Below are 25031 nucleotides of genomic sequence, written 5' to 3' on the forward strand. Positions count from 1 at the left end.
TTGCCTGTTCCTCCGTCGAGCCACGCGGCGCCCTCCCCCGGAAGGCGCACGGTGCTGGTCAAGCAGCACACCCCCCAGGACGGACCTCGTGGGGGAGAGCACTGGATCGCACACACTATCCGCACACTTCGCCGTCAAGCGACGTGGGTGACACATTCCACGTTTTTACAACTGGGCAATCCGACCCAATTGTTTGGAGGGAGTTCGGTCAACGCCGGTGAATTCTTGGTTACTTGGCGCACTCCACCTTGTCGGCTGTGGACTTCTGCACGTCCTCGGGCGCCTTCGCCGGGGCCGTGAGGGGAACGCCCGCGCCCTTGAAGTCCTTGCCGAGCGTCAGGGTCATCGAGGGCAGTCCCTGCGCATTCGTCACGCTCTCACCCGGTTTCATCGCCGAGCCGGACAGCCCCATCAGATCGGCGAGACGGCGGGCCTGGTCGGCCTGGTCGGGGGAGTACTCCAGGGTGGTCTTCGCCAGCTCGGCGGGCGCGTTGCCGCCGTTCTCCGACCGGGTCACACCCTCCTCGTTCTGCAGCCAGCTCAGCGTCTCCTGCGCGCTGCCGGCGACGGCACCGCCGTTGAGGACGCGTACCCGGACCTCGGAGGCCGGGGCCTTGGTGCCCTTCAGCCGGGCGGCCTCGGCGGCCTTCTCCTTCTTCTTCTGCTGCTTCACCGCGGTGAAGGACACGTCGTCCCTGATCATCCGGAAGACCTGCGCGGCCGACGACTCGTTGAGCACGACCGTCGACTTCACCTTCTCCGCCGGGTTGTCGACCACCGGGGTCGTGGCGAACGTCAGGTTCTTGGTGTCGAGCTTGCCCAGCTCAAGTCCCAGGTCCTTGAGCTTGCCGATGCTGTCCAGCTGCGAGTCGACGGTCAGCGCCTCGGTGCCCGCCTCCGCCAGGTCGAGCATCTTCGAGGGGCTGGTGAGGGTGTCGTTGGACTTCAGCTTGCGCATCAGCGCGCTCAGGAACTGCTGCTGCAGCCCGATCCGGCTCAGGTCGCCGCCGAAACCGACGGCGTGCCGGGTGCGGACGAACGCCAGCGCCTGCTCGCCCTCGATGGTGTGCGTGCCCTTGGACAGCTTCAGGTGCGAGTCCGGGTCGTCGATGTCCTTGCCCAGGCAGACCTCGACCCCGCCGACCGCGCTGGTCAGGGTCTTGACCGCGTTGAAGTCGGCGACCATGAAGTTGTCCGGCTTGACCCCGGTCAGCTCGGTCACCGTCCGCATGGTGCAGCTGGGCGTACGGCCGTCCTGGCCGAGGCTGGTGTTGAAGCGGACCTGCCGGCTGCCCGGGATGACCTTCTGCGTGCCGTCCTCCTGCGTGGTCGGGCAGTCCGGCACGTCCACGATCAGATCGCGCGGGATGCTCAGCGCCGTCGCGTTCGACCGGTCCTTGGAGACGTGCAGCAGGATCGTGGTGTCGGCGTGCCCGACGCTGCCCGCGTCGCCGTAGCTCTCATTGCCCTTGCCGGTGCGCTTGTCGGTGCCGATCAGCAGGATGTTGATCGCCCTGTCCTTCTGGAAGCCGCCGGTGCCGGCACCGTCGTCGGAGACGGAGGCGATGTTGTCGTTCAGGTGCTCGATGTAGAGGTACCCGGCCCCGGCCCCCGCGAGCAGCACGAACGCCATCGTGCCGCCCGTCCACAGCAGGGCCTTCTTGCCCTTGGAGGTCTTCTTGACCGGCCGCCGCCCGCGCCGTCCCGGCGGCGGCTCCTGCGGCGCCCCGCGACGCCGGCGAGGGGGCGGCACCGCACGGCCGGGTGCCTCGGTCCGCGCGCGGCCGGGCGTCCGGGTGCGGCCGCGTTCGGCCCGGCCCGTGCCGGAGGCGGGCGGCTTGCGCGGCGAGGGGACGCCCGACCGCGGTGCGGAAGCGGGCGGTCGCAGTTCGTATTCGCCGGTGTCCGGGTTGAGCACCCACTGGTCTGCGGGGTCGACGTCGTCCGCCCGCCCACGGCTCTGCGCGTCCACGGTTGCCTGATTCCTCCGTCGGGGCACGCGGCGCCTTCCCCTCCAAGGCGCTCGGGTCTCTTCACACAGTGCGCGACCTCAGGACGGGCCTCAGAGCCGGTCGCACCGGATCGCTCACCCTAACCGCCCCTTTCGGTGCGGGGCGACGACGGTGACACATTCCACGTCCCTACACCTGGGCAATTCGCCCATTTCCCGGGAGGAAGTCCATTGCCTTGGAGGCTCCTTGGCACCGGCTTTACTCACAGGTGTCCTCGGCCGCGGTGTTCCCCTGGAACGTCGGCGGAGGAGAAACGGTGACGGCGGGCCGGGCGAAGGGTCCCGCATACGCGTTTCCGTACGACCGGTCCCGCGCGCGGTCCGGCCTCAGAGGCGCGGAACCGCGCGGCGTTTCCCGCGCGATCACCACCGGTGCGTCCGTCCGCAGCCGCTCGAACAACCGGTCCGCGTCCGGCTCCACGAGTTGGTCGCGATTGGCGTCGTACGCGTACGACTCCCGGGGAACGGTCAGGAATTGCACCTGTTCCATGGGGATGTCGCGCAGCCCGCGCACGAGTTCGTACAAACCGCGCAGACTCGCCAGATCCGGGTCGGTGGTGAGAGAGGACGTGGCGGCGTCCAGCACCGGATACAGCTTCGCGGGATTCAGCAGGACGTCATTGCTGCGCACCTTGTTGACGAGTGCCCCGAGGAAGCGCTGCTGCCGTTCCATGCGCTCGGTGTCGCTGCCGTCGCCGAGGGACTTGCGCACCCGGACGTAGCCCAGGGCCTGCTCGCCGTCGAGCGTCACGCGCCCGGCGGGCAGCCGCAGCTTGGCGGCCCGGTCGTCGACCGGCGCGCGCAGGCACACCTCGACGCCGTCGACGGCGTCGACCATCTTCTTGAAGCCGTGGAAGTCGACGACGACGTGGTGGTCGACGCGGATGTCGGTCAGCTTCTCGACGGTCCGGATGGTGCAGGCCGAGCCGCCCAGCTGGAACGCCTGGTTGAACATGGCCAGCCGCGGCGCGCTGCGGGAGCCGTCCGGCCGCCGGCAGCCCGGCAGGTTCACCATCAGGTCCCGGGGCAGCGAGACGGCGGTGGCGCTCTTCCGGCCCGCGGACAGGTGCAGCAGGATCGTCGTGTCCGAGCGCTCGGTGCCGGAGTCGCGCCCGTAGCGGGCGTTGTCCTCGCCCCGGCGGGAGTCCGACCCGATCAGCAGGATGTTGCGGGCGCCCTTGACCAGCGAGGTGGGCCGCTCCTTCTCGTACCGCCTGAGTTCGGCCGCGGCCGCCTCGTCGGGGGTGATGTTCCCGCTGAGCTTGGCGTACACGGCCCAGCCGGCGCCCACCCCCGCCACGAGCAGGCCGGCGGCCCCGAAGCCCGCGATGCGCACCCACCGCCGCCGACGCCGCCGCACCAGCCCCCGCCCACTGGCCGAGGCCCCGACTCCGGGACCGACCCTGTCGCCCACGGCAGCAACCACCCCTCCTGACGTACGCACCCGCGCGGACCGCTGCTACGACCATCGCGCGGATGCGGGGCGGGGGAGGGGTGGGGATGGGCCGAACGGACGAGCCGGCGCCGCCGGGCCCGGGGGCGCCCTACCGGGCGATCACCGTGACCCGCTCGCTCTCCACCCGCTTGTCCAGGACCCCGTCCCCGGCCCGGTCGAGGTGTCGGCACAGCACCACGGAACCACCCGTGGCCAGCGGCCCGTACAGCCCCGCGTGCAGCCCTTCCCAGGTGTCGTACGGCAGCCCCGACAGGATCCGGGAGCCCGGCCCGGTCAGGCCCAGCTCCGCCGCCTCGGCCCGGGCCCGCTCGACGACCTCCGCCCCGGTGAACTCCCGCCCGGCCACGACCAGCGCGGGCCCGTCGGGGTCCACCGGCGCGTACGGCACGAACCGGTCGCCCTGCCCCGGCACCTCCACCGCGTAGTCGGCGAACCCCTCGGGCGCCTGCGGGAACCGTCCCCCGAGCGGCCGCAGCGCCATCGCGATCCGCGCTCCGGAGCACGCCCGCGCCGCCTCCAGCGAGTCCGGCCCGCTCACCACCACGTCGGCGGCGCGCGGATCCCCGGCCACGTCGGCGACGACACCGACCGACGCGCAGGCCAGCAGCCACACCGCCGTCTGCCAGTGCGCGGGCAGCAGCAGCGCCACCCGGTCACCGGGCTCCACGGACAGCTCGTCCTGCAGCAGGTTCGAGGTCTTGGCCACCCAATTGGCGAAGGTGGCCACGGACAGTTCGACGCGTTCCCCCGTGGCGTCGTCGTAGAAGGTCACCAGGGGGCGTCCCGGATCCGCGGCGAGCGCGGAACCCAGCAGGTCGGCAGGGGTGCGATCGGTGGCGTTCACCCGCGCAAGCGTACGCGGCGGGCGGCCCCGCACCCAACGGCCCGGCCGCCTCCCCGCCCCGGGCCCGACACCGGTTCGGCCGAACCGGGACCGACGGACCGTCAACTCCCAAATAGACAGACTTGTACGACTATGTCCAAGATCAGGGGCATGCGTGGATTCCTAGCTTCCTCGATCGGTGTCACCTGTGCGGCCGCTCTGGCCCTCCCCCTCACCCCACCCGCCGTCGCGGCGACCGCGAGACCGGTGCCGGCCACGGAGGCCGCCACGGCAGCGGGACCCGCGCCCTCCGCGGGGGCGCCCGCCGTCCCCGGCAGCACCCAGTCCCTCCCCCTCGAACCCCTCACCCGCAACCGCGCCACCCCGTCCGCCCCCGCCACCGAACAGGGCCTGGCCCCCCGGGCCGTACGCCACTTCTCCCTCGTCGGGGTCGTCTGGGACGACCCCGACACCGAACTCCACGGCCGCGTCCAGGTCCGCACCCGCGCCGCCGCCACCGGCACCTGGACGGGCTGGCAGGACGTCGAGACGCACAACGCCGACCACGCGGCCGACCCGGACACCCCCGAGCGCACCTCGGGCCGGGTACGCGGCGCCACCGCCCCGCTGTGGGTGGGCGATTCCGACGGCGTCGAACTCCGCGTCCGCTCGGCGACGGAGACGGAGCCCGGAACCGGGCACCACCACCGCACGAGCACCCGCGGCCTGCCCCTGCCCGCCGGCCTCCGCCTCGAACTCGTCGACCCGGGCGAGGACGACGCACCGCCCCAGGACACCGCCGCGGACGCCGCCCGCACCGGCGCCCTGGCCGCCGAGAACGCCGCCGCCGGGGAGGCCTCCGCCGTCAACGCCGGCCTCGCGCCGCCCGGCGCCACCGAGATCGCGGCCCTGAGCCGGGAGGAGACCGAGCGGGAACTCCTCGCCCTGCGGGGCGCCGAGGCGGCCGGGCAGCAGCAGGCGAGGCCCTACATCGGCCCGCGCCCGGCCATCGTCACGCGCGGCGGCTGGGGCGCGAACGAGAGCCTGCGGGAGCGCGGCTTCCGGTACACGAAGAAGGTCAAGGCGGCCTTCGTGCACCACACCGCCAGCGGCAACAACTACCGCTGCTCGCAGTCGCCGTCACTCATCCGCAGTATCTACCGCTACCACGTCACGAGCATGGGCTGGCGGGACATCGGCTACAACTTCCTCATCGACAAGTGCGGAAGGATCTACGAGGGCAGGGCCGGGGGCGTGGCGAGGCCGGTGCTCGGCGCGCACACCCTCGGTTTCAACAGCAACAGCATGGGGATCGCCGTCCTCGGGTCGTACGGTGCCACGAAGCCGTCGAAGCGCGCGGTCAAGGCCGTCGCCCGGCTGACGGCGTGGAAGCTCGGGCTCTACCGAGTGAACCCGAGGGGAAAGACGTATCTGAAGTCGGCCGGCAGCAATCTCTACGGAAAGGGCAGGAAGGTCCGGCTGAACGTGATCTCGGGGCACAGGGACGGCTTCGTGACGGAGTGCCCCGGCCGCAAGCTCTACGGAAAGCTCGGCTCGGCCCGCTCCAAGGCGGCCCGGTACCAAGGCCGCTGAGTACACCTTCACCGCCTCCGGGGGGCACGCGGGGGCACGGGGGGCGGAATGCCGCACGGCCAGCGAAGGCGCCACGGAACGGTCTGCATACACTGACCGGCCGAAAGACAGTTCGGCCGGTCCCGGCAGGAAGCAGAGACGACACGTGACAGAAGCGATCCTCCTGGTCGGCGGCAAGGGCACCCGGCTGCGCCCGCTCACGGTGCACACGCCCAAGCCCATGGTCCCGGCGGCCGGGGTGCCCTTCCTCACGCACCAGCTCGCGCGAGCGAGAGCGGCGGGCGTGGAGCACATCGTCCTGGCCACGTCCTACCTGGCCGAGGTCTTCGAGCCGTACTTCGGCGACGGGTCCGCGCTCGGCCTGCACCTGGAGTACGTGACGGAGGAGGAGCCGCTGGGCACGGGCGGCGCCATCCGCAACGTGGCGTCGCGGCTGCACTCGGGGCCCGACGACCCGGTCCTCGTCTTCAACGGCGACATCCTGACGGGCCTGGACATCCGGGCCCTGGTCGACACCCACGAGACGACGGGCGCGGACGTCTCCCTGCACCTCACCAAGGTCACGGACCCGCGCGCCTACGGCCTGGTCCCCACGGACGGCACGGGCAGGGTGCTGGCGTTCCTGGAGAAGCCGCAGACGCCCGAGGAGATCGTCACCGACCAGATCAACGCGGGCGCGTACGTCTTCCGCCGCTCGGTCATCGACACGATCCCGCTGGGCCGGCCGGTGTCGGTGGAGCGGGAGACCTTCCCCGGTCTGCTGTCCGCGGGCGCCCACCTCCAGGGCATGGTCGACTCCACGTACTGGCTGGACCTCGGCACCCCGGCGGCGTTCGTGCGGGGCTCGGCGGATCTGGTGCTGGGCCGGGCGCCGTCGCCCGCCGTGCCCGGACGCTGCGGTGACCGCCTGGTCCTGCCGACGGCCCGGGTCGCCTCCGACGCGAAACTGTCCGGCGGCACGGTGGTGGGCGAGGGCGCGTTCGTCGCCGAGGGCGCGAGGGTCTTCGGCAGCACGATCCTGCCGGGCGCGGTGATCGAACCGGGCGCGGTGATCACCGACTCCCTCATCGGCACCCGGGCCCGCGTCGGCGAACGCTCGGTCCTCACGGGCACGGTGATAGGCGACGGCGCGGTCATAGGCCCCGACAACGAACTCCTGGAGGGCGCCCGCATCTGGTGCGACGCCCGCATCCCGGCGGGAGCGGTGCGCTTCTCATCGGACCAGTAGGCACCGCCCCGCGCGCAGCGGAGGGGCCGAGCTGCGGGCATGCGTGCCGCAAGGGGCGGCACGGGTGGGCGCAGCGGCACCCCGCTCCGCCGGGCTGCGCAACGCCCCGCCCCGGCACCGACGCCGGGCACCTGCCGGTGTGCAGCGCCGCGGGGGTACCCGGTTCCGATGCCGGGCTCCGGCCGAGGGGTCCAGCTGCGGGCATGCGTGCCGCAAGGGGCGGCACGGGTGGGCGCAGCGGCACCCCGCTCTGCCGGGCTGCGCAACGCCCCGCCCCGGCACCGACGCCGGGCACCTGCCGGTGTGCAGCGCCGCAGCGGTACGCCGCTCCGGCGCCGGGCACCGGCCGAGGGGGCGGTGCTGCAGAGCATGACGCCGGGCTCCGGCCGAGGGGGCAGCGCCGTAGAGCTGTGACGCCGGGCACCGGCCGACCGGCGGCGCCGTCTCAGAGCTGCCCGATGTCCCACCGGGGCATCTTCGGCGCCCGGCGTGCCGGCGTCCTCCCACTGAGCAGGATCAGCCGGGCGGCCCGGTGCCGATGCCCCGCGTAGGGCTCCAGCAGCTCCAGCATCACGGAGTCGTCCGCGTCCCGGTCCCCGGCGAGCGCCCACCCCACGATCCCCGGCAGATGCAGATCCCCCACGGTCACCTCGTCCGCCGCCCCGTGGCTGCGCTGCACCGTCTCCGCAGAGGTCCACGGGCCGATCCCGGGGACGACCTCCAGCCGCGCCCGGGCGGCCCCGGGCTCCATCCGCACGGCCTCCTCCAGCCGCGCGGCGACCCGCACGGCCCGCAGGATCGTCGACGCCCGCTTGTTGTCGACCCCGGCCCGATGCCACTCCCAGGACGGGATCAGCGCCCAGGTGCGGGGCGCCGGCATCACGTGCATCCGCTCGGGCGCGGGCCCCGGCGCAGGCTCCCCGAACCCGCGCACCAGCAGCCGCCACGCCCGGTAGGCCTCCACGGTCGTGACCTTCTGCTCCAGGATCGACGGGATCAGCGACTCCAGAACCAGTCCGCTGCGCGTCAGCCGCAGCCCCGGACGCCGATGCCGCGTCGTCGCCAGCAGCCGGTGCCGCGGCACGAACGCCGCCGGGTCGTCGGCCGCGCCGAGCAGCTCGGGCAGCCCCTCCAGCAGCCACTCCGCCCCGGGCCCCCAGGCCTGCCCGCGCACCCGGTCGCCGAGCGCGGACACCCGCAGCGTCCCGGGCCCGGCCGGTGTGAGACAGGCCCGCCAAACGGACCCGTCCGGCGTCACGCGGAACGTGGGATCGCCCGGCCCGCGCCGCAGCGGCCCGAGGACCAGACCGAGGTCCAGCGGCCCGTCCGGCACCCACTCGCGCACCCGGCCCGGCCCCGCCGCCTGCCGCGGCACCGCGCCGGGCACGGCGACATGGCCACCGCGCACCGTCGTACGCGAGGGCCGCGGAGCGAACCGACCTGCCATGAATGACGTCCTTGTACGAAGTCCCGAGAGGATCCGGAAGAGACCCGCCCTAAGAGGGTAGGCGCCGTCCGGCGCCCGTCACCGCACCTCGATGAACGCCTCCGCGTCCCGCTCGGGCCGCGGCAGCGGCTCCCCGGCCGGATGCCCGACCGCCACCGCCCCCATCGGGTCCCAGTCCGCGGGCAGTTCCAGCACCGCGCGCACCACGTCCCGGCAGAACATCGTCGAGGACACCCACGCCGACCCCAGCCGCTCCCCGGCCAGCGCCACCAGGAAGTTCTGCACCCCGGCCCCGGCGGCGACCACGAACATCTCCCGTTCGGCGCCGTCCCGCCGCGCGTCCCCGTAGTGGTGCGAGCCGTCCATGACCAGGCAGGGGACGACGAGGCAGGGCGCGTTGCGCAGCACGTCCCCGCGGCGTACGCGCCGGGCGATGGACTCCTCCGTCTTGCCGTCCCGCCGCAGATCCGCGATCCACGCGTCGCGCATCGCGTCGAGCAGCCGCGTCCGCGACTCCTGCGACTCCAGCAGCACGAACCGCCACGGCGTGGTGTGGTGCGGCGCCGGCGCGGTCACCGCCGCGGCCACGGCCCGTCGCACGGCTCCGGGGTCGACGGGCTCGTCCGTGAAGGAACGGACCGTGCGCCGCTGGGTCACCGCCAGCCGCACCGCCTCCGACGTACCGAGGCGGAACATGTCGTCGCGGGCGCCGCGCACCATGGCCCGCGCCCCTTCGCCGTCGTCGGCCGCCACCACGTGGGGGAGCCCGCGCACCACGGCGACGGGCAGCCCGGCGGCCTTGCCCTTGACCAGGTCGCCCGCGGCGGCGAGTTCGTCGGCCGTGGCGACGACGGTGGCGCCCAGCGGATTGCCGTGGGCGTCCGTGCCGCCGCGCAGGTCGTCGAGCACGCGCACCCCGGCCGCGCCGATCGCGACGTCCGTGAGCCCGGCGCGCCAGGGCCGCCCGAAGGTGTCCGTGACGACGACACCCACGTCGACACCGAGGGCGTCCCGCAGGCCGTCGCGCAGCGCACGGGCGGACGCGTCGGGGTCCTCGGGCAGCAACAGGACCGTCCCGGACGGGGTGTTGGACGCGTCGACCCCGGCCGCGGCCATGACGAGGCCCTGCCGGTTCTCCACGATGCGCAGGGTGCCGCGCCGGGCGACCACACGGACCGTCTCGGCGTCGATCGCGGCCTCCCGGTCGGCGGCCCGGACGACCCGGCCCTCCGCCTTGGACACGATCTTGGACGTGACGAGCAGCACGTCACCGTCGGCGAGACCGGGCTCGGCGGCCGCGATCAGCTTGGCCAGATCGTCCCCGGCCGTGACCTCGGGCAGCCCGGCCGGGGCCCACACCCGGTACCCGGCGGCAGCCCGCTGCGAGCCGCTCACGCGCCGCGCACCTCCTCGGCCAGCGCCAGGGCCTCCCGGGCCATCCCCGCGGTCGCGTCGGTGTCGGTCATCATCAGCGGCACGGCCCGGCAGCGGATCCCGGCGGCCTCGACCCGCTCCACCGCCGCCGCGTCCACCGTGTCGACGAGCCAGCCGTCCAGCAGGCCCGAGCCGTAGTGCTCGGCCACCGCCGCGGCGGTCGCCTCGACGCCCACGGCGGCGAGCACCTTGTCGGCCATGCCCCGCACCGGCGCGTCCCCGACGATGGGGGAGAGCCCGACCACCGGCACCCCGGCGTCGGCGATGCCCTCCCGGATGCCGGGCACGGCGAGGATGGTGCCGATCGAGACGACCGGGTTGGACGGCGGGAAGAGGATCACGTCCGCCTCGGCCAGGGCCTCCAGGACACCCGGCGCCGGCTTCGCCTGGTCGGCGCCCACCGGCACGATCGCCTGCGCGGGCACCGACGCGCGCAGCCGCACCCAGTACTCCTGGAAGTGGATCGCCTTGCGCTCGCCGTCGATCTCGACGGCCACGTGCGTCTCCACGCGGTCGTCGGACATCGGGATCAGCCGCACGCCGGGGTTCCACCGGTCGCACAGCGCCTGCGTCACGGCGCTCAGCGGGTACCCGGCGCCGATCATCTGCGTCCGCACGATGTGCGTGGCGAAGTCCCGGTCGCCGAGGCCGAACCACTCGGGCCCGACGCCGTAGGCGGCGAGCTCCTCCTTGAGGTGGAAGGTCTCGTCGTCCCGCCCCCAGCCCTGCTCCTCGTTGATGCCGCCGCCGAGCGTGTACATCACCGTGTCGAGGTCCGGGCAGACCTTCAGCCCGAAGAGGTGGATGTCGTCCCCGGTGTTGCCGATGACCGTGATGTCCGCGTCCGGCACGGCCCGCTTCAGACCACGCAGGAAACGGGCACCGCCGATGCCGCCTGCCAGAACCACAATGCGCATGGAAACCAGTCTTGCAGGCGGCCCCGACGACCGGTCGGCGGCCACGGCGATCGGACGGCGGCCACGGCGATCGGCCGGTGCTCACGCCGGGCTCACGAGGGCCGGCCCGCGAGCCCGACGCGAGCGCGCCCGGTCAGGCGGTCAGGGCGCCCGGCTCCGGGAGGGCCTCGCAGTGCGGGGCCGTGTGCATCGGCATCTCGGTCAGGCCCGGGTGGTACACGTGCAGACTCACCGCGGGTTCGAGCGCGTCGTTCACCACCTCGTGTACGTACCCGGGCGCGAAAACGCGCTGTGCGCCCGCCCGCAACGCGCGCGTGCCCCGTTCCGTGCGCTCGGTGAGCGCGCCTTCCAGGACGGTCAGCACCCCGGAGGAGCGGCCGTGGTCGTGCAGCCCGCTGCCCTGGCCGGGGACCCAGGACAGCAGCCACACCTCGTAGCCCGGCCCGGTGCGCAGCCGGTGGTACCAGCGGGTGGTCGCGTCGTAGCGGACGAGGTGCTGCCACTGGGAGCGGTCGGCCGCGAGGGAGCGTGCGAGGCCGACGAACTCGGCGACCGTGGCCGGGTGCTCGCGCGGGGCCTGGAGCAGGTGGGGGACTTCGAGGATGTCGCCGGCGATCTGGAGGTCGCTGTCGCTGTTCATGGGTGGGGTGGTTCCTCAGTGAAAGAAGGTCAGAGGGAACGGAGGCCGGGAACGGGTGGTTCGGCCTTCGGCTGGAGCGGGTGGGCTCAACAGCCGGAACAGCGACAGCTACAGCGAGCGCGGGCAGCACCGTGGGACCCGGCGGTGCGGGTCGAGGTGAGTGCCAAGTTCGCGAGCATGCCCACAAGCACACCGGTTCACACCTCCACTGTCAACTCGGCACCCGGTATGTGGGATGAGGTTCACCTCTTCCGGTCGATCGCTCAGATGAAAGGTTTGTCCACCCCCCTCCCGGGACACATGGCGTCCATCCGGGCACACAAACCCCGTTGCGTACTTGTGATGCGACTGTGATCAGGTTCGCTTCGGAGTGCGTGCCGGAACGAGATCGAACCTCTGGGCGTCCTTCTCCGTACAGGTCTGCGAGAGGTCCGGCGGACGACGTGCGCCCCTGCGGGCCCCGTTGGTGTGTCAGGTTTTATGGTGATTTGAACACTTTCCGCATGGGCTTGGTTCCGCAGAGTGAATCCGGGGCCCAATAGCAGATCTCGGCTTGACTCGCCCGGAGCAGCACACTTGTAATTTCACTCGTGTCGTTCAGCCGGAATCGGTAACGGCTACATCACGGGGACGCGAAAGACGGACGAGGGGCGCACATGACCGAGACGGTGCAGCAACTGCTGGTCGACGACGCGGACGAGGAACTCGGCTGGCAGGAGCGCGCACTGTGCGCCCAGACCGACCCCGAGTCCTTCTTCCCCGAGAAGGGCGGCTCGACCCGGGAGGCCAAGAAGGTCTGCCTCGCGTGCGAGGTCCGCTCCGAGTGCCTCGAGTACGCCCTCGCCAACGACGAGCGCTTCGGCATCTGGGGCGGCCTGTCCGAGCGGGAGCGCCGCCGGCTGAAGAAGGCGGCCGTCTGACCCCACCCCTCTTCGTGAACGGCCCGTCGCCCGTGGGTTATCCACAGGCGGCGGGCCGCCCTGTTGCACAGCCGATAGTGTGGTCGCTCGTCCGAGACGCCCCGCAGCCCCCACCGGTCGCAGGCGTCCACCGCAGTCCACCGAACCGGGGCCCGTACCTCGATGTCCGTGCACAGCCATCCGGCAGCTCCTCACGACACCGCTGCCACAGCCGGGTTCGACCCGGCCCGCCCGCCCGAGTTCCCGCGTCATGTGGTGACCGCGGTGCTCGTCTCCCACGACGGCGCCCGCTGGCTGCCCGACGCGCTCGCCGGGCTGCTCGGCCAGGAGCGCCCCGCCCAGTACGCGATGGGGGCCGACACCGGCAGCTCGGACGCCTCCGCCCAGCTGGTCGCCGACGCCCTCGGCGACGACCGGGTGCTCCACCTGGCCCGCCGCACCGGCTTCGGCCAGGCCGTCGAGGAGTGCGACCGCACCGCCCCGGTGCTCACCCCGGAGGAGCTGCCGTACCTGAAGCGGCCCAGCGGCTGGGACCCGGTCACCCGCTCGTGGCGCGACGACGCCTACGACCTGCCCGAGCTCCCGCACGGCGAGCCGGTCCAGTGGCTGTGGCTGCTGCACGACGACTGCGCACCGGAACCGGACGCCCTGGCGCAGCTGCTCCGCGTCGTCGACACCGAGTACGAACTGGGCCGCGAGGACGTGGCCGTCGTCGGCCCCAAGCTGCGCGGCTGGTACGACCGCAGGCAGCTGCTGGAGGTCGGCGTCAGCATCGCCAACTCCGGCCGCCGCTGGACCGGCCTTGACCGCCGCGAGCAGGACCAGGGCCAGCACGACCACGTCCGGCCCGTGCTGTCCGTCTCCACCGCCGGCATGCTGGTCCGCCGCGACGTCTTCGAGCAGCTCGGCGGCTTCGACCGGCACCTGCCCCTGATGCGCGACGACGTCGACCTGTGCTGGCGCGCGCACGCGGCGGGCTACCGCGTCCTGATCGCCCCCGAGGCGGTCGTCCGGCACGCCGAGGCGGCCTCCCGCGAGCGCCGCACGGTCGACTGCGTCGGCCGCACCGCCGCCTCACCGCACAAGGTCGACAAGGCCGGCGCCGTCTACACCCTGCTCGTCAACTCACGCACCGCCGTGCTCCCCTGGGTGCTGCTGCGGGTCGTGCTCGGCACGCTGCTGCGCACCCTCGCCTACCTCGTCGGCAAGGTCCCCGGCCAGGCCGTCGACGAGATCCGCGGCCTGATGGGCACCCTGCTCAGGCCCGAGCGGATCCTCGCCGGACGCAGGCGCAGGGGCACGCCCCAGGCCGACAAGGGCGAGCTGCGGCCGCTGTTCCCGCCGCCCGGCGCGACCGTGCGCGTCACCGTCGAACAGGTGGCGAGCAGCCTCGTCGGCCGCTCCGACCCCGAAGTCGCCTCCGGCGCGGGCCGGCACGGCGGCGCCGTGGAGTCCGGACCCGGCGGCGACGACGCCGACTTCCTGGAGATCGAGCAGTTCGCCCGGCTCAAGCGCATCGCGCGCAAACCCGGGCCCGTCCTCTTCCTGGTGCTGCTGCTCGTCTCCCTGGCCGCCTGCCGCGCACTCTTCGGCGGCGGCGCGCTCGCGGGCGGCGCCCTGCTCCCGGCCCCGGCCGACTCGTCCGACCTGTGGGCGCGTTACCTCGACACCTGGCACCCCGTCGGCGCCGGCGGCAGCTCCTCCGCCCCGCCGTACCTCGCGCTCGTCGCGATGCTGGCGTCCCTGCTGTTCGGCTCCACCGGCCTGGCCGTCACGCTGCTGCTCGTCTGCTCGGTGCCGCTGGCCGGCCTCACGGCGTACTTCGCCTCGCGCCCGCTGGTCGAGTCCCGGCTGCTGCGCGCCTGGGCCGCCGTCGTCTACGCCTTCCTGCCCGCCGCCACCGGCGCCCTCGCCGGCGGCCGCCTCGGCACGGCCGTGCTGGCCGTGCTCCTGCCGCTCGTCGCCCGCGCGGGCATCGCCGCCAGCGGCCTGGCGAACCCGGGCGGCGCCCGCGGCAGTTGGCGCGCCACCTGGGCGTACGCGCTGCTGCTGGCCATCACCACCGCGTTCACGCCGATCGTGTGGCCCATCGCCCTGCTCCTCGGCGTCGCCCTGCTGGTCCTGCGCCGGTCCGACATCACCGCCTACGGGCTGCGGTTCCTCGCCCAGCTCGGCACCCCCCTGCTGATCCTGGCGCCCTGGTCGCTGACGCTGCTGCCGTTCGGCTTCTTCCGGGAAGCCGGCCTGGAGTACGGCGCATCGGCCGCCTCCCCCCTCGACCTGCTCGGCGCCGTACCGGGCGGCCCCGGCACCGTCAGCGGCCTCATGCTCATCGGCGTCGTGCTGGCCGCGCTCGCCGCCCTGCTGCGCTCGGAACGCCAGTCGGGCATCCGCGCGGCCTGGGCCGTCGCCCTGACCGGCCTCGTCTTCGCCGTCCTGTCCAACCACTCCACCTGGGCCGGCCCCGCCACCCTCGTGTACGGCATCGCCCTCCTGGCGGCCGCCGCGCTCGGCGCCGACGGGGCACGCGCGCGCGTGGCCGAGCAGAGCTTCGGCTGGCGCCAGCCGGTCGCCGTGCTGATCGCCTTCGCCTCGGCCGCGGGCCCGCTGCTGATCGCCGCAGGCTGGATGATCCGCGGCGCCGACGGGCCCCTGGAGCGGCGCGACCCCACCCAGGTGCCCGCGTTCGTCGCCGAGGAGTCCGGCACCCGCGACCAGGCCCGCACCCTCGTCCTCGACAGCGACTCCACCGCCCACGTCGGCTACATGCTGGTCCGCAGCTCCGGCGCCCGCCTCGGCGACGGCGAGATCGCCGCGGCCGGCGGCGGGAACGCCGAGCTCGACAAGGTCGTCGCCAACCTGGTCGCCGGCTCCGGCGCCGACCAGGCCGACCAGCTCGGCGCCTTCGCCGTGCGCTACGTCCTGGTCCACCAGGGCGCGCCCCGCGAGGTCACCCGCGTCCTCGACGCCACGCCCGGCCTGACCCGGCTCAGCCAGCAGGACGACGGCGCGCTGTGGCGGATCAACCGCGAGGTCGCGCGCGCCACCATCGTCCCCGCCTCCGGTTCCGGCACCCCGCGGCCCGTCGCCGCCGGGCCCGTCGAGATCCACACCACGATCCCGGCCGGCCCCGACGGGCGCGTGCTGCGCCTCGCCGACACCGCCGCCGACGGCTGGACCGCCACCCTCGACGGCGAGCCGCTCACCCGCACCACGGTCGACGGCTGGGCCCAGGGCTTCGAACTCCCCGCCTCCGGCGGCAGACTGGACGTCACCTACGACGACCCGATCGGCCACACGGCCTGGCTGTGGGCCCAGGGCCTGCTCGCCCTCGTCCTCGTGGTGCTCGCCCTGCCGGGCCGGCGCCGCGACATCGACGACGACCTGCCCGAGGAACCGGCCGTGCCCGCCCAGGCCGTCACCGGCGAGGGCCGCCGCGCCCGGCGCCTGCGCGCCCAGGCGGAGGCCGAGGCCGAAGAGCCCGCCGCGCCCGGGGAGTTCACGCCCCCGCCGCCCGAGCAGCCCCCGGCGGCCGTCCCCCAGCAGCAGAACGGCCAGTGGGACACGGCGGCCTACGCGGGAGGCGAGTACGGCTACGGCGCCGACCAGTACGGCAACACCCCGTACCCGTCGGACGCCTACGGGCAGCAGTACCAGGCGGACCCCTACCAGGGCGGCCAGTACGACCCGTACGCCTACGGCGGCCAGTCCCCGGCCCCGTCCTACGACCAGCAGGGCTACGACCAGGCCTACACCCAGGACTACGGCGCGCCCTACGACCCGGCGCAGCAGCACCACCCCCACGGCACGGGCAGTGAGCGTCCCGACGGGAGCCAGCAGTGAACCGCACCACCCTGTCCCTGATCGCCGGAGCGACCGCGCTCGCCGCCGTCACCGGATTCGCCGCGCTGTCCACCCCGGACGCCCCGGACTCCCCGGGCACGGCCGGCACCGCCAAGGCGGCCGCCCAGCTGCCCGTGGAGCGTACGAGCCTGCTGTGCCCGGCGCCGAGCACCTCGGAGATCGCCGAGACGTCGTACACCTCCTTCACGCCCGTCACCCGGGGCACCGGCAGCGGCGGCAAGGCCGAACTCCGCGCGGCGGCCCAGGAGGACCCGGCGCAGGACCCGGGCACCGGCGGCGACCAGGCCGAGGGCGACGGCAAGTCCGGCAAGGGCGGCGCCGAGAAGCCGGTGCTGACCCCCCGGGAGCCCGGCAAGCCCGCCACCGGCGACAGCTCCGGCTCCGACGCGCCCGCGCTGGTGGGGACGGCGGACGGCAGGTTCGCGCCCGGCTGGACCGTCCAGGAGACGACGGAGGTCGCCGCCGGGACCGGCCGCGGCCTGCAGGGTCTGACCTGCACGCCCCCGGACACCGACTTCTGGTTCCCGGGCGCCAGCACGGCCGCCGACCGCACCGACTACGTCCACCTGACGAACCCGGACGACTCGGCCGCCGTCGTCGACATCGAGCTCTACGGCAAGGACGGCGCCCTGAAGTCCGCGGTGGGGGAGGACATCACCGTCCAGCCGCACTCCAGCGAGCCGGTCCTGCTGTCCACCCTGCTGGACGAGGAGCAGACCAACCTCACCGTGCGCGTCAACGTCCGCAGCGGGCGCGTGGGCGCGGCGGTGCAGGCCCTGGACGACAAGATCGGCGGCGACTGGCTGGCCGCGTCCGCGGACCCGTCGGGCAGCCTGGTCCTGCCCGGCATCCCCAAGGACGCCACCTCCGTGCGCCTGATCGCCTTCGCGCCCGGCGACACCGACGCGGACCTGAAGGTGCGCCTGGCCTCCCCGACCGGTCTGATCACCCCGGCCGGGAACGAGACGCTGCACGTCAAGGGCGGCATGACGGCCGCCGTCGACCTCGGTGACGTCACCCGCGGCGAGCCCGGCTCCCTGGTGCTGACGCCCACGGACCGGTCCGTGCCGGTGGTGGCGGCCCTGCGGGTCGTGCGCGGCAAGGGCGAGCAGCAGGAGACGGCGTTCATCCCGGCCACCCGCCCCGTCGGCACGCGCGCGACGTCCGTGGACAACAGCGCCAAGGGCAGCACGCTCTCCCTGACGGCCCCCGGCCGCGCCGCCACCGTCAAGGTCACGGCCTCTGCGGGCAGCGAGGGCGGCACACCGGTGTCGAAGACGTACACGATCAAGGCGGGCACGACCCAGGACATCGAGCCCCCGGTCCCCGCCGGTCTCAAGGGCACCTACGCGCTCACGGTCGAGCCGGTCTCCGGCGGCCCCGTCCACGGCGCCCGCACGCTGACGGCGAGCGAGGACGGCGTCCCCGCGTTCACCGTCCAGACGCTCCCGGACGACCGGGGGACGGTGGCGGTGCCGGAGGCGGAGGAGGACCTGTCGGTGCTGCAGAAGTAGGGCGGACGGCCGGTTTCCGGCAGGTCAGCCCTGGTCCTCGCCGTACCGCGGATCCACCGTCTCCGGCGTCAGGCCCAGCAGCTCGGCGACCTGCTCGACGACGACCTCGTGCACCAGCGCGGCCCGCTCGTCGCGCCCCTTGGTGCGGATCTCCACCGGCCGCCGGTAGATCACCACGCGCGCGGGGCGTCCCTCGCGCGCGCCGATCGTGCCGCCGAGCGGAACCGCCTCGTCGTTCCAGACCTGGCCGGGCCCGTCGAGCCGCGGCACCTCCAGGACGAGGAAATCGATGTCGGCGAGCTGCGGCCAGCGCCGCTCCAGGCGCTCCACGGAGTCCTGCACGAGATCGGCGAACGCGTCCGCACGGCTGGCGGCGAGCGGCACCTGCGGGGGTGCGATCGGGCCGCGCATGCCCCGGCCGTGTCGATCACGACGGCGGGGCCCGGGGGCGGCGGCGCGGGGCGTTACGGGCTTGTCCATCACTGGTGAAGGGTAGTCCCCGGCGGGCCCGGGCGCCCGGCACCGCACGGCGGCACGGGAGGCTTCCGGCCGCCCCGCGCGGTGTGTCGTCACATGAGCGTTCAAGCCAAGGTTCGGCTCGTTTCCGTATCTCCACGAGAGCGGCGAACTCACGGCAATTGAGGATTTTGTGACGACTTCTGATCGCTCGGGCGCACGTTCGATCGCTCGAACGACGGGGTCGCGGCAGGTCAGCAAGGTGGGCGCACAGGTGTGTGTGGGACGTATCACGCCACGACACGGTGGGGTGACCTGGTGGAGAGTCGTCGCGGCCCGCTCAAGAGTGCGGTACCGTCCAACGTCGTGAGCCCTGTACGTCGCTGTTCGCGCACCGCCTGCGGCCGTCCCGCCGTTGCGACGCTGACGTACGTCTACGCCGACTCGACCGCGGTCCTCGGTCCGCTCGCCACCTACGCCGAACCCCACTGCTACGACCTGTGCGCCGAGCACTCCGAGCGCCTCACCGCCCCGCGCGGCTGGGAGGTCGTCCGGCTCCTCGACGGCTCGGCTCCGGCGCGCCCCAGCGGCGACGACCTGGAAGCGCTTGCGAACGCCGTGCGCGAGGCGGCCCGTCCCCAGGAGCGGGCGGCCGGGGCCGGTGGCGGCGGGCGCGGTGCCGACCCGCGCGAGGTCGCCCGGCGAGGCCATCTGCGCGTCCTGCGGTCGCCCGACAACTGACCCTCGGCCACTGATCCAGCGGACCGTTTCTCCACAGCCTGCCCATTGACGCGACCTTGTCGCGGACATGACCATTCCGTCTGAAGCCGCGAGAAATCGCTTTCGCATGACGGAAGCCGGGAGGTGCGCGTGTACGTCCAGGAACTGGAACCCGTGGCCGGCTCACTCGGACTGTCCGCCCTGGTGGCGGCCCTACCCCTGGTGATCGTCCTGGTCCTGCTCGGCGGGGTCCGCATGAAGGCGCACCTGGCGGGCCTGATCGGTCTCCTCGCCGCCGTCCTCGTCGCCCTCCTCGCCTACGGCATGCCGCTCGGCCAGACCCTCTCCGGCGCCGCCCAGGGCGCCGTCTTCGGCCTCTTCCCCATCCTGTGGATCGTCATCAACGCCCTGTGGGTGTACCGGATGACGGTCCGCACCCGGCACTTCGACATCCTGCGCCGGTCCTTCGGGCGGCTCTCCGACGACCCGCGCATCCAGGCCCTCGTCATCGCGTTCTGCTTCGGGGCGCTGCTGGAGGCGCTGGCCGGCTTCGGGGCGCCCGTCGCGATCAGCGCGGTCATGCTGGTCGCCCTCGGCTTCGATCCGGTGCGCGCCGCCGTCGTCGCCCTCGTCGCCAACACCGCGCCCGTGGCCTTCGGCGCGATGGGCACCCCGGTCGTCACGCTCGCCCAGGTGACCGGGCTGCCGCTGGACTCCGTGGCGTCCGTGGTGGGCCGTCAGACGCCGCTGCTGGCCCTGGTGGTGCCGCTCGTGCTGGTCTGGCTCGTGGACGGGCGGCGGGGCCTGCGCGAGACGTGGGTGCCCGCGCTGGCATGCGGAGTGGCCTTCGCCGTCGCCCAGTTCGCCGCGTCCAACTACGTCTCCGCCCAACTCGCCGACATCGGCGCCGCCCTGGCAGGCGCGGGCGCCCTGGTCGCCGTCCCGCACGCGCGCGTGCCCGCCGCCGAGTCCGTACGCGCCTCCGTGCTGACCGGCGCGCGCAGCGAGGAACTGGACGCCGAGGACCCGCCCCGCGAGGTCCTGCGCGCCTACGCCCCCTACGCGCTGATCGTCACGGTCTTCTCCGCGGCCCAGATCCCCGCCGTCAAGGACTGGCTGGCCCGGGCGACCCGCACCTACGACTGGCCGTTCCTCGACGTGGCGGGCCCCGACGGCGAACCCGTCGGCGGCAACGTCTTCACCTGGCCCCTGGTGTCGACCGGCGGCACCCTCGTGCTGCTCGCCGGCCTCTGCACGGCAGCCGTTCTCGGGGTCCACGCGCGCGTGGCGGTCAAGGAGTGGTTCGCGACCGTCCACGAGCTGCGCTTCGCGATCCTGACGGTGACCTCCGTCCTGGCCCTCGCCTACGTCATGAACCTCTCCGGCCAGGCGGGGACGATCGGCCACTTCGTGGCGGCGGCCGGAGCCGGGCTCGCCTTCCTCTCACCCGTCCTCGGCTGGTTCGGCGTCGCCGTCTCCGGCTCGGACACCTCCGCCAACGCCCTCTTCGGCGCCCTCCAGGTGACCGCCGCCCGCGAGTCGGGACTGTCGCCCGACCTGCTGGCCGCGGCCAACAGCTCCGGCGGTGTCCTCGGCAAGATGATCTCCCCGCAGAACCTCACCATCGCCTGCGCGGCCGTCGGACTCGCGGGCCGCGAGGGCGACCTGCTGCGCAAGGTGCTGCCCTGGAGCCTGGGCCTGCTGCTGGTGATGTGCCTGATCGTGGTCGGCCAGAGCACCCCGGTCCTGGGCTGGATGCTGCCCTGAGCCGAGGGGACGCCCTGAGGTCCTGCGGGCATCCCCACGGCGCGCTGTCGGCGGGCGGGGGTAGCTTTGGGCGCACCGACAGTACTTTTCCAGGAAGGTTGGCCGTGGCTGCTGACTTGTCGCAGGTCGTGAAGGCGTACGACGTACGCGGGGTCGTCCCTGACCAGTGGGACGAGTCCCTGGCCGAGCTCTTCGGAGCGGCCTTCGTACGCGTCACCGGCGCGAGCGCCATCGCCACCGGGCACGACATGCGGCCGTCCTCGCCCGGCCTGTCCCGGGCCTTCGCGCGCGGCGCCGCCGCCCAGGGCGCCGACGTGACCGAGATCGGCCTGTGCTCGACGGACCAGCTGTACTACGCCTCGGGCGCGCTGAACCTGCCGGGCGCCATGTTCACCGCCTCGCACAACCCGGCGCAGTACAACGGCATCAAGATGTGCCGCACGGGCGCGGCACCGGTCGGCCAGGACACCGGTCTCGCCGAGATCCGCGAGCTGGTCGAGGCCTGGAGCGAGTCGGGCGGCCCGGAACCGGCCGCCGCGCAGGGCACGATCAGCGGCCGTGACACGCTGCCGGACTACGCGGCCCACCTGCGCTCCCTGGTGGACCTGACCGCCATCCGCCCCCTGAAGGTCGTCGTCGACGCCGGCAACGGCATGGGCGGGCACACGGTCCCCGAGGTCTTCGCCGGCCTGCCCCTCACGCTCGTCCCGATGTACTTCGAGCTCGACGGCACCTTCCCCAACCACGAGGCCAACCCCCTCGACCCGGCCAACCTCGTCGACCTGCAGAAGCGGGTCCGCGAGGAGGACGCCGACCTGGGCCTCGCCTTCGACGGCGACGCCGACCGCTGCTTCGTCGTCGACGAGCGCGGCGAGCCGGTCTCCCCGTCGGCCGTCACCGCCCTCGTCGCCGCCCGCGAACTGGCCCGGCACGGCGGCAAGGGCACGGTCATCCACAACCTGATCACGTCCTGGTCGGTCCCCGAGGTCGTGAAGGAGCACGGCGGCACCCCGGTGCGCACCCGCGTCGGCCACTCCTTCATCAAGGCCGAGATGGCCCGCACCGGCGCCATCTTCGGCGGCGAGCACTCCGCGCACTACTACTTCCGCGACTTCTGGAACGCCGACACGGGCATGCTGGCCGCCCTCCACGTCCTCGCGGCCCTGGGCGGCCAGCCGGGCCCCCTGTCCGAACTCGTCGCCGAGTACGCCCGCTACGCCGGCTCCGGCGAGATCAACTCCACGGTCGCCGACCAGCAGGCCAGCCTCGCCGCGATCCGCTCGGCCTACGAAGGCCGCGACGGCATCGCCCTGGACGAGCTCGACGGCCTCACCGTCTCCGCCGCCGACTGGTGGTTCAACGTCCGCCCCTCCAACACCGAGCCGCTGCTCCGCCTGAACGCGGAGGCCAGGGACACCGCGACGATGGAGAGGGTGCGGGACGAGGTGCTGGGGATCATCCGGGCCTGACCTCCGGCGGTAATCTGACCAGGCACAACCGCACAAGCCCCGCGCACGGACCCAGCGCACGACGCGAAGGAAACCCCATGCCCCTCGAAGCCGGACTCCTCGAGATCCTCGCCTGCCCCGCCTGCCACGCCCCGCTCAAGGAGCAGGACGCGGAACTGGTCTGCACCTCCGCCGACTGCGGGCTGGCCTACCCCGTCCGCGACGGCATCCCCGTGCTCCTCGTCGACGAGGCCCGCCGCCCCGCGTGACCGGCGGCGGCACCCTTACGCCCCACCGGGACGCATGCCCGTCGGCACAATGGGCATCGACCCTGGACGACACCCCTTGACGGACCCCGGCGACCGGAGGCTGCCGCCCATGCTCGACGAATCGCTGCTGGACTCCCCGGAAGGCCTCGCCGAGGCCGACCACCGCGGCCTGCTGCGCGGCGCCGCGGAAGCCGGCGCCCGCGTACGCACCGCCGCCCGCCACGCCGCCGAGGCCGGGATCAACGACCTCAAGCCCGACGGCCGCCCCCGCGCCGTCCTCATCGCGGGACCGGGCGCCGCCGCCACGCACGCGGCCGACCTCCTCGGCACGCTCGCCGGCGCCGGCAGCCCCGTCACCCGCCTCGCCCCCACCGGTGTCGCCCCCGCCGCGGGCGCCCTGCGCTGGGAGCTGCCCGGCTGGGTCGGCTCCGTCGACCTGCTCCTCATCACCACCCCGGACGGCTCCGAACCCGGCCTGACCGTCCTCGCCGAGCAGGCCTACCGCCGGGGCTGCGCCGTCGTCGCCGTAGCGCCCAGCCGCTCCCCGCTCGCCGACGCCGTCAACGGCTCGCACGCCCTGTTCGTCCCCATGGCGACCGCCCCCTACGACCAGGACGAGCCCCTCGCCGCATCCGCCCCCGGCGTCCTGTGGGCCCTGCTCACCCCGCTGCTCGCGCTGCTGGACCGCACGGGCGTGCTCGACGCCCCGCCGGAGGCCCTCGGCAAGGTCGCCGACCGCCTCGACCGGGTCGCCGAACGCTGCGGACCCGCGATCGCCACGTACAGCAACCCCGCCAAGACCCTCGCCGCCGAACTGGCCGACGCGCTGCCGATCGTCTGGACCGAGGGCATCTCCGCCGGACCGGCCGGCCGCCGTTTCGCCGCCGCCCTCGCCGAGCTGTCCGGCACCCCCGCGGTCGTCGCCGAGCTGCCCGAGGCACTCGCCGCGCACAGCGCCCTGCTCGCCGGCCCGCTCGCCGCCAGCGCCGACCCCGACGACTTCTTCCGGGACCGCGTCGAGGAACCGCCCGCCCTGCACGCGCGCGTGGTACTGCTGCGCGACCGCCCCATCGGCGGCCTGACCGCCGCCCCCAGCGCCCGCGACCTCGCCCTCAGCCACGACACCCCGATCAGCGAACTCGAACCGGAGGCGGGCGACGAACTGGAGACACTCGCCGAACTGATCGCCATGACGGATTTCGCCGCCGTTTACCTGGCGCTCGCTTCGAGGGCCTGATCTTGCCCGGGACACCCTGACACCCGGACGCACGGAGACCCCGCGCGCCGGCCGGGTGCGCCACCGCCGTACGCACCGAACAGCAGAGAGACCCCATGGACCGCCTCGACAACACCGTCCGCCCCTACGCCTGGGGTTCCCCGACCGCCATCCCGCAGCTGCTCGGCGTCGAACCGACCGGCGAGCCGCAGGCGGAGATGTGGATGGGCGCCCACCCCGGCGCGCCCTCGCGGACCGGCCGGGGCACGCTCGCCGAGGTCATCGACGCCGACCCGGAGCGGGAACTGGGCCCGGCCGCCGTCGCCCGGTTCGGCCCCCGCCTGCCGTTCCTCCTCAAGATCCTCGCCGCCGGGGCCCCGCTCTCCCTCCAGGTCCACCCCGACCTGACGCAGGCCGGGGAGGGCTACGCGGACGAGGAGAGCCGCGGCGTACCCGTGGACGCCCCCCACCGCAACTACAAGGACGCCAACCACAAGCCCGAACTGATCTGCGCCCTCAGCGAGTTCGACGGCCTGTGCGGCTTCCGCGACCCGCTCGCGGCCGCCGCCCTCCTGGACGGCCTCGGCGTCGGCTCCCTCAAGCCCTACGCCGACCTGCTGCACGCCGGCCCCGAGGACGCCGCCCTGCGCGAGGTCCTCACGGCGATCCTCACCGCCGACCCCGAGGAGATGGCCCGCACGGTCGAGGAAGCGGCCGCCGCCTGCACCCGCCTCGGCGGCGCCTACGCCCCCTACGCCGACATCGCCCACCACTACCCGGGCGACCCCGGCGTCATCGCCGCGATGCTGCTCCACCACATCCGGCTGCAGCCCGGCGAGGCCCTCTACCTCGGCGCCGGCGTCCCGCACGCCTACCTCAACGGCCTCGGCGTCGAGATCATGGCCAACTCCGACAACGTCCTGCGCTGCGGCCTCACCCCCAAGCACGTCGACGTCCCCGAACTCCTGCGCATCGTCCGCTTCCACGCCGCCGACCCCGCCGTCCTGCGCCCGGAGGCCTCCCCGGACGGCGAGGAGGTCTACGAGACGCCGATCGACGAGTTCCGCCTCTCGCGCTACGTCCTCCCCGAGGCCGGCACCCGCCACGACCTCACCCGCCCCGCCCCGCAGATCCTGCTCTGCACGGCCGGCACGGTCCGCGCGGGCGAGCACGAGCTGACCCCGGGCGCGTCCGTCTTCGTCCCGGCCGGCGAAAAGGCCGAAGTGTCCGGAACGGGCACGCTTTTCCGGGCCACCGTCGTCGCCTGACCGTTTCGACGACCCCTGTGCCGGTGACCTGAGACACCGC

The 25031-nt window shown here is 73.8% G+C and carries 19 protein-coding genes; 11 read left to right on the plus strand and 8 right to left on the minus strand.

Going from position 1 to position 25031, the window contains the following annotated elements:
- Nucleotides 1-229: 229 nt before the first annotated feature.
- The 3 genes from ABZY20_RS20870 to ABZY20_RS20880 form a co-directional block, all read right to left on the minus strand.
- Nucleotides 230-1972, minus strand: a complete 1743-nt coding sequence (locus tag ABZY20_RS20870; protein ID WP_356442977.1) for an LCP family protein — start codon at nucleotides 1970-1972, stop codon at nucleotides 230-232.
- Nucleotides 1973-2210: 238 nt separating this feature from the next.
- Complete coding sequence (locus tag ABZY20_RS20875) at nucleotides 2211-3425, minus strand: LCP family protein (RefSeq protein WP_356442978.1); 1215 nt, start codon at nucleotides 3423-3425, stop codon at nucleotides 2211-2213.
- Between the two features lie 130 nt (nucleotides 3426-3555).
- Nucleotides 3556-4311 (minus strand): TIGR03089 family protein, encoded by a 756-nt coding sequence (locus tag ABZY20_RS20880; RefSeq protein WP_356442979.1) that lies wholly within the window; start codon nucleotides 4309-4311, stop codon nucleotides 3556-3558.
- Nucleotides 4312-4461: 150 nt separating this feature from the next.
- Here ABZY20_RS20880 and ABZY20_RS20885 point away from each other — a divergent pair, with 150 nt between their 5' ends.
- Complete coding sequence (locus ABZY20_RS20885) at nucleotides 4462-5883, plus strand: peptidoglycan recognition protein (RefSeq protein ID WP_356442980.1); 1422 nt, start codon at nucleotides 4462-4464, stop codon at nucleotides 5881-5883.
- 145 nt (nucleotides 5884-6028) lie between these two features.
- The gene (locus ABZY20_RS20890) at nucleotides 6029-7111 is read left to right on the plus strand and encodes an NDP-sugar synthase (RefSeq protein WP_356442981.1); all 1083 of its coding nucleotides are present in this window, start codon (nucleotides 6029-6031) and stop codon (nucleotides 7109-7111) included.
- Between the two features lie 445 nt (nucleotides 7112-7556).
- On the opposite strand, the gene ABZY20_RS20895 is transcribed toward ABZY20_RS20890, so the two are convergent.
- The 4 genes from ABZY20_RS20895 to ABZY20_RS20910 all read right to left on the minus strand — a co-directional run bounded on the left by ABZY20_RS20895 (nucleotide 7557) and on the right by ABZY20_RS20910 (nucleotide 11549).
- Complete coding sequence (locus ABZY20_RS20895) at nucleotides 7557-8558, minus strand: DNA-3-methyladenine glycosylase 2 family protein (protein ID WP_356442982.1); 1002 nt, start codon at nucleotides 8556-8558, stop codon at nucleotides 7557-7559.
- Between the two features lie 78 nt (nucleotides 8559-8636).
- Nucleotides 8637-9953 carry a coenzyme F420-0:L-glutamate ligase gene (locus tag ABZY20_RS20900; RefSeq protein ID WP_356442983.1) on the minus strand — a complete coding sequence of 439 codons (1317 nt, stop codon included), beginning with the start codon at nucleotides 9951-9953 and terminating at the stop codon, nucleotides 8637-8639.
- Nucleotides 9950-10909, minus strand: a complete 960-nt coding sequence (gene cofD, locus ABZY20_RS20905; protein WP_356442984.1) for a 2-phospho-L-lactate transferase — start codon at nucleotides 10907-10909, stop codon at nucleotides 9950-9952. The genes ABZY20_RS20900 and cofD overlap by 4 nt, the downstream gene beginning before the upstream one ends.
- 133 nt (nucleotides 10910-11042) lie before the next feature.
- Nucleotides 11043-11549 (minus strand): cysteine dioxygenase family protein, encoded by a 507-nt coding sequence (locus tag ABZY20_RS20910; RefSeq protein WP_356442985.1) that lies wholly within the window; start codon nucleotides 11547-11549, stop codon nucleotides 11043-11045.
- A 656-nt stretch (nucleotides 11550-12205) separates the two neighbouring features.
- Between ABZY20_RS20910 and ABZY20_RS20915 the strand changes: the two genes are divergently transcribed.
- The 3 genes from ABZY20_RS20915 to ABZY20_RS20925 all read left to right on the plus strand — a co-directional run bounded on the left by ABZY20_RS20915 (nucleotide 12206) and on the right by ABZY20_RS20925 (nucleotide 17847).
- Nucleotides 12206-12469 (plus strand): WhiB family transcriptional regulator, encoded by a 264-nt coding sequence (locus ABZY20_RS20915; protein ID WP_010034659.1) that lies wholly within the window; start codon nucleotides 12206-12208, stop codon nucleotides 12467-12469.
- Nucleotides 12470-12631: 162 nt separating this feature from the next.
- Nucleotides 12632-16312, plus strand: a complete 3681-nt coding sequence (locus ABZY20_RS20920; RefSeq protein WP_356442986.1) for a glycosyltransferase family 2 protein — start codon at nucleotides 12632-12634, stop codon at nucleotides 16310-16312.
- Nucleotides 16309-17847: a DUF5719 family protein gene (locus ABZY20_RS20925; RefSeq protein WP_356442987.1), complete on the plus strand. Its 1539-nt coding sequence runs from the start codon at nucleotides 16309-16311 to the stop codon at nucleotides 17845-17847. The genes ABZY20_RS20920 and ABZY20_RS20925 overlap by 4 nt, the downstream gene beginning before the upstream one ends.
- Before the next feature lie 24 nt (nucleotides 17848-17871).
- Here ABZY20_RS20925 and ABZY20_RS20930 read toward each other — a convergent pair whose 3' ends face one another.
- Nucleotides 17872-18327, minus strand: a complete 456-nt coding sequence (locus tag ABZY20_RS20930; protein WP_356442988.1) for a metallopeptidase family protein — start codon at nucleotides 18325-18327, stop codon at nucleotides 17872-17874.
- 294 nt (nucleotides 18328-18621) lie between these two features.
- Between ABZY20_RS20930 and ABZY20_RS20935 the strand changes: the two genes are divergently transcribed.
- The 6 genes from ABZY20_RS20935 to manA all read left to right on the plus strand — a co-directional run bounded on the left by ABZY20_RS20935 (nucleotide 18622) and on the right by manA (nucleotide 24991).
- Nucleotides 18622-19044 carry a DUF3499 domain-containing protein gene (locus tag ABZY20_RS20935; RefSeq protein WP_030844668.1) on the plus strand — a complete coding sequence of 141 codons (423 nt, stop codon included), beginning with the start codon at nucleotides 18622-18624 and terminating at the stop codon, nucleotides 19042-19044.
- Nucleotides 19045-19173: 129 nt separating this feature from the next.
- Entirely contained in the window at nucleotides 19174-20790 is a 1617-nt protein-coding gene (locus ABZY20_RS20940; RefSeq protein WP_356442989.1) for an L-lactate permease, read from the plus strand.
- Nucleotides 20791-20894: 104 nt separating this feature from the next.
- Nucleotides 20895-22259, plus strand: a complete 1365-nt coding sequence (locus ABZY20_RS20945; RefSeq protein WP_356442990.1) for a phosphomannomutase/phosphoglucomutase — start codon at nucleotides 20895-20897, stop codon at nucleotides 22257-22259.
- Between the two features lie 77 nt (nucleotides 22260-22336).
- Nucleotides 22337-22507, plus strand: a complete 171-nt coding sequence (locus tag ABZY20_RS20950; RefSeq protein ID WP_356442991.1) for a Trm112 family protein — start codon at nucleotides 22337-22339, stop codon at nucleotides 22505-22507.
- 109 nt (nucleotides 22508-22616) lie between these two features.
- On the plus strand, nucleotides 22617-23744 hold the full coding sequence (locus ABZY20_RS20955; protein WP_356442992.1) for an SIS domain-containing protein: 1128 nt from the start codon (nucleotides 22617-22619) through the stop codon (nucleotides 23742-23744).
- Between the two features lie 95 nt (nucleotides 23745-23839).
- A complete protein-coding gene (gene manA, locus ABZY20_RS20960; protein WP_356442993.1) occupies nucleotides 23840-24991 on the plus strand; it encodes a mannose-6-phosphate isomerase, class I in 1152 nt (383 codons plus the stop codon).
- The last annotated feature ends 40 nt before the right edge of the window (nucleotides 24992-25031 follow it).

Origin of the sequence: Streptomyces sp. NPDC006624 (assembly GCF_040611555.1) — a bacterium.
Taxonomy (GTDB): domain Bacteria; phylum Actinomycetota; class Actinomycetes; order Streptomycetales; family Streptomycetaceae; genus Streptomyces.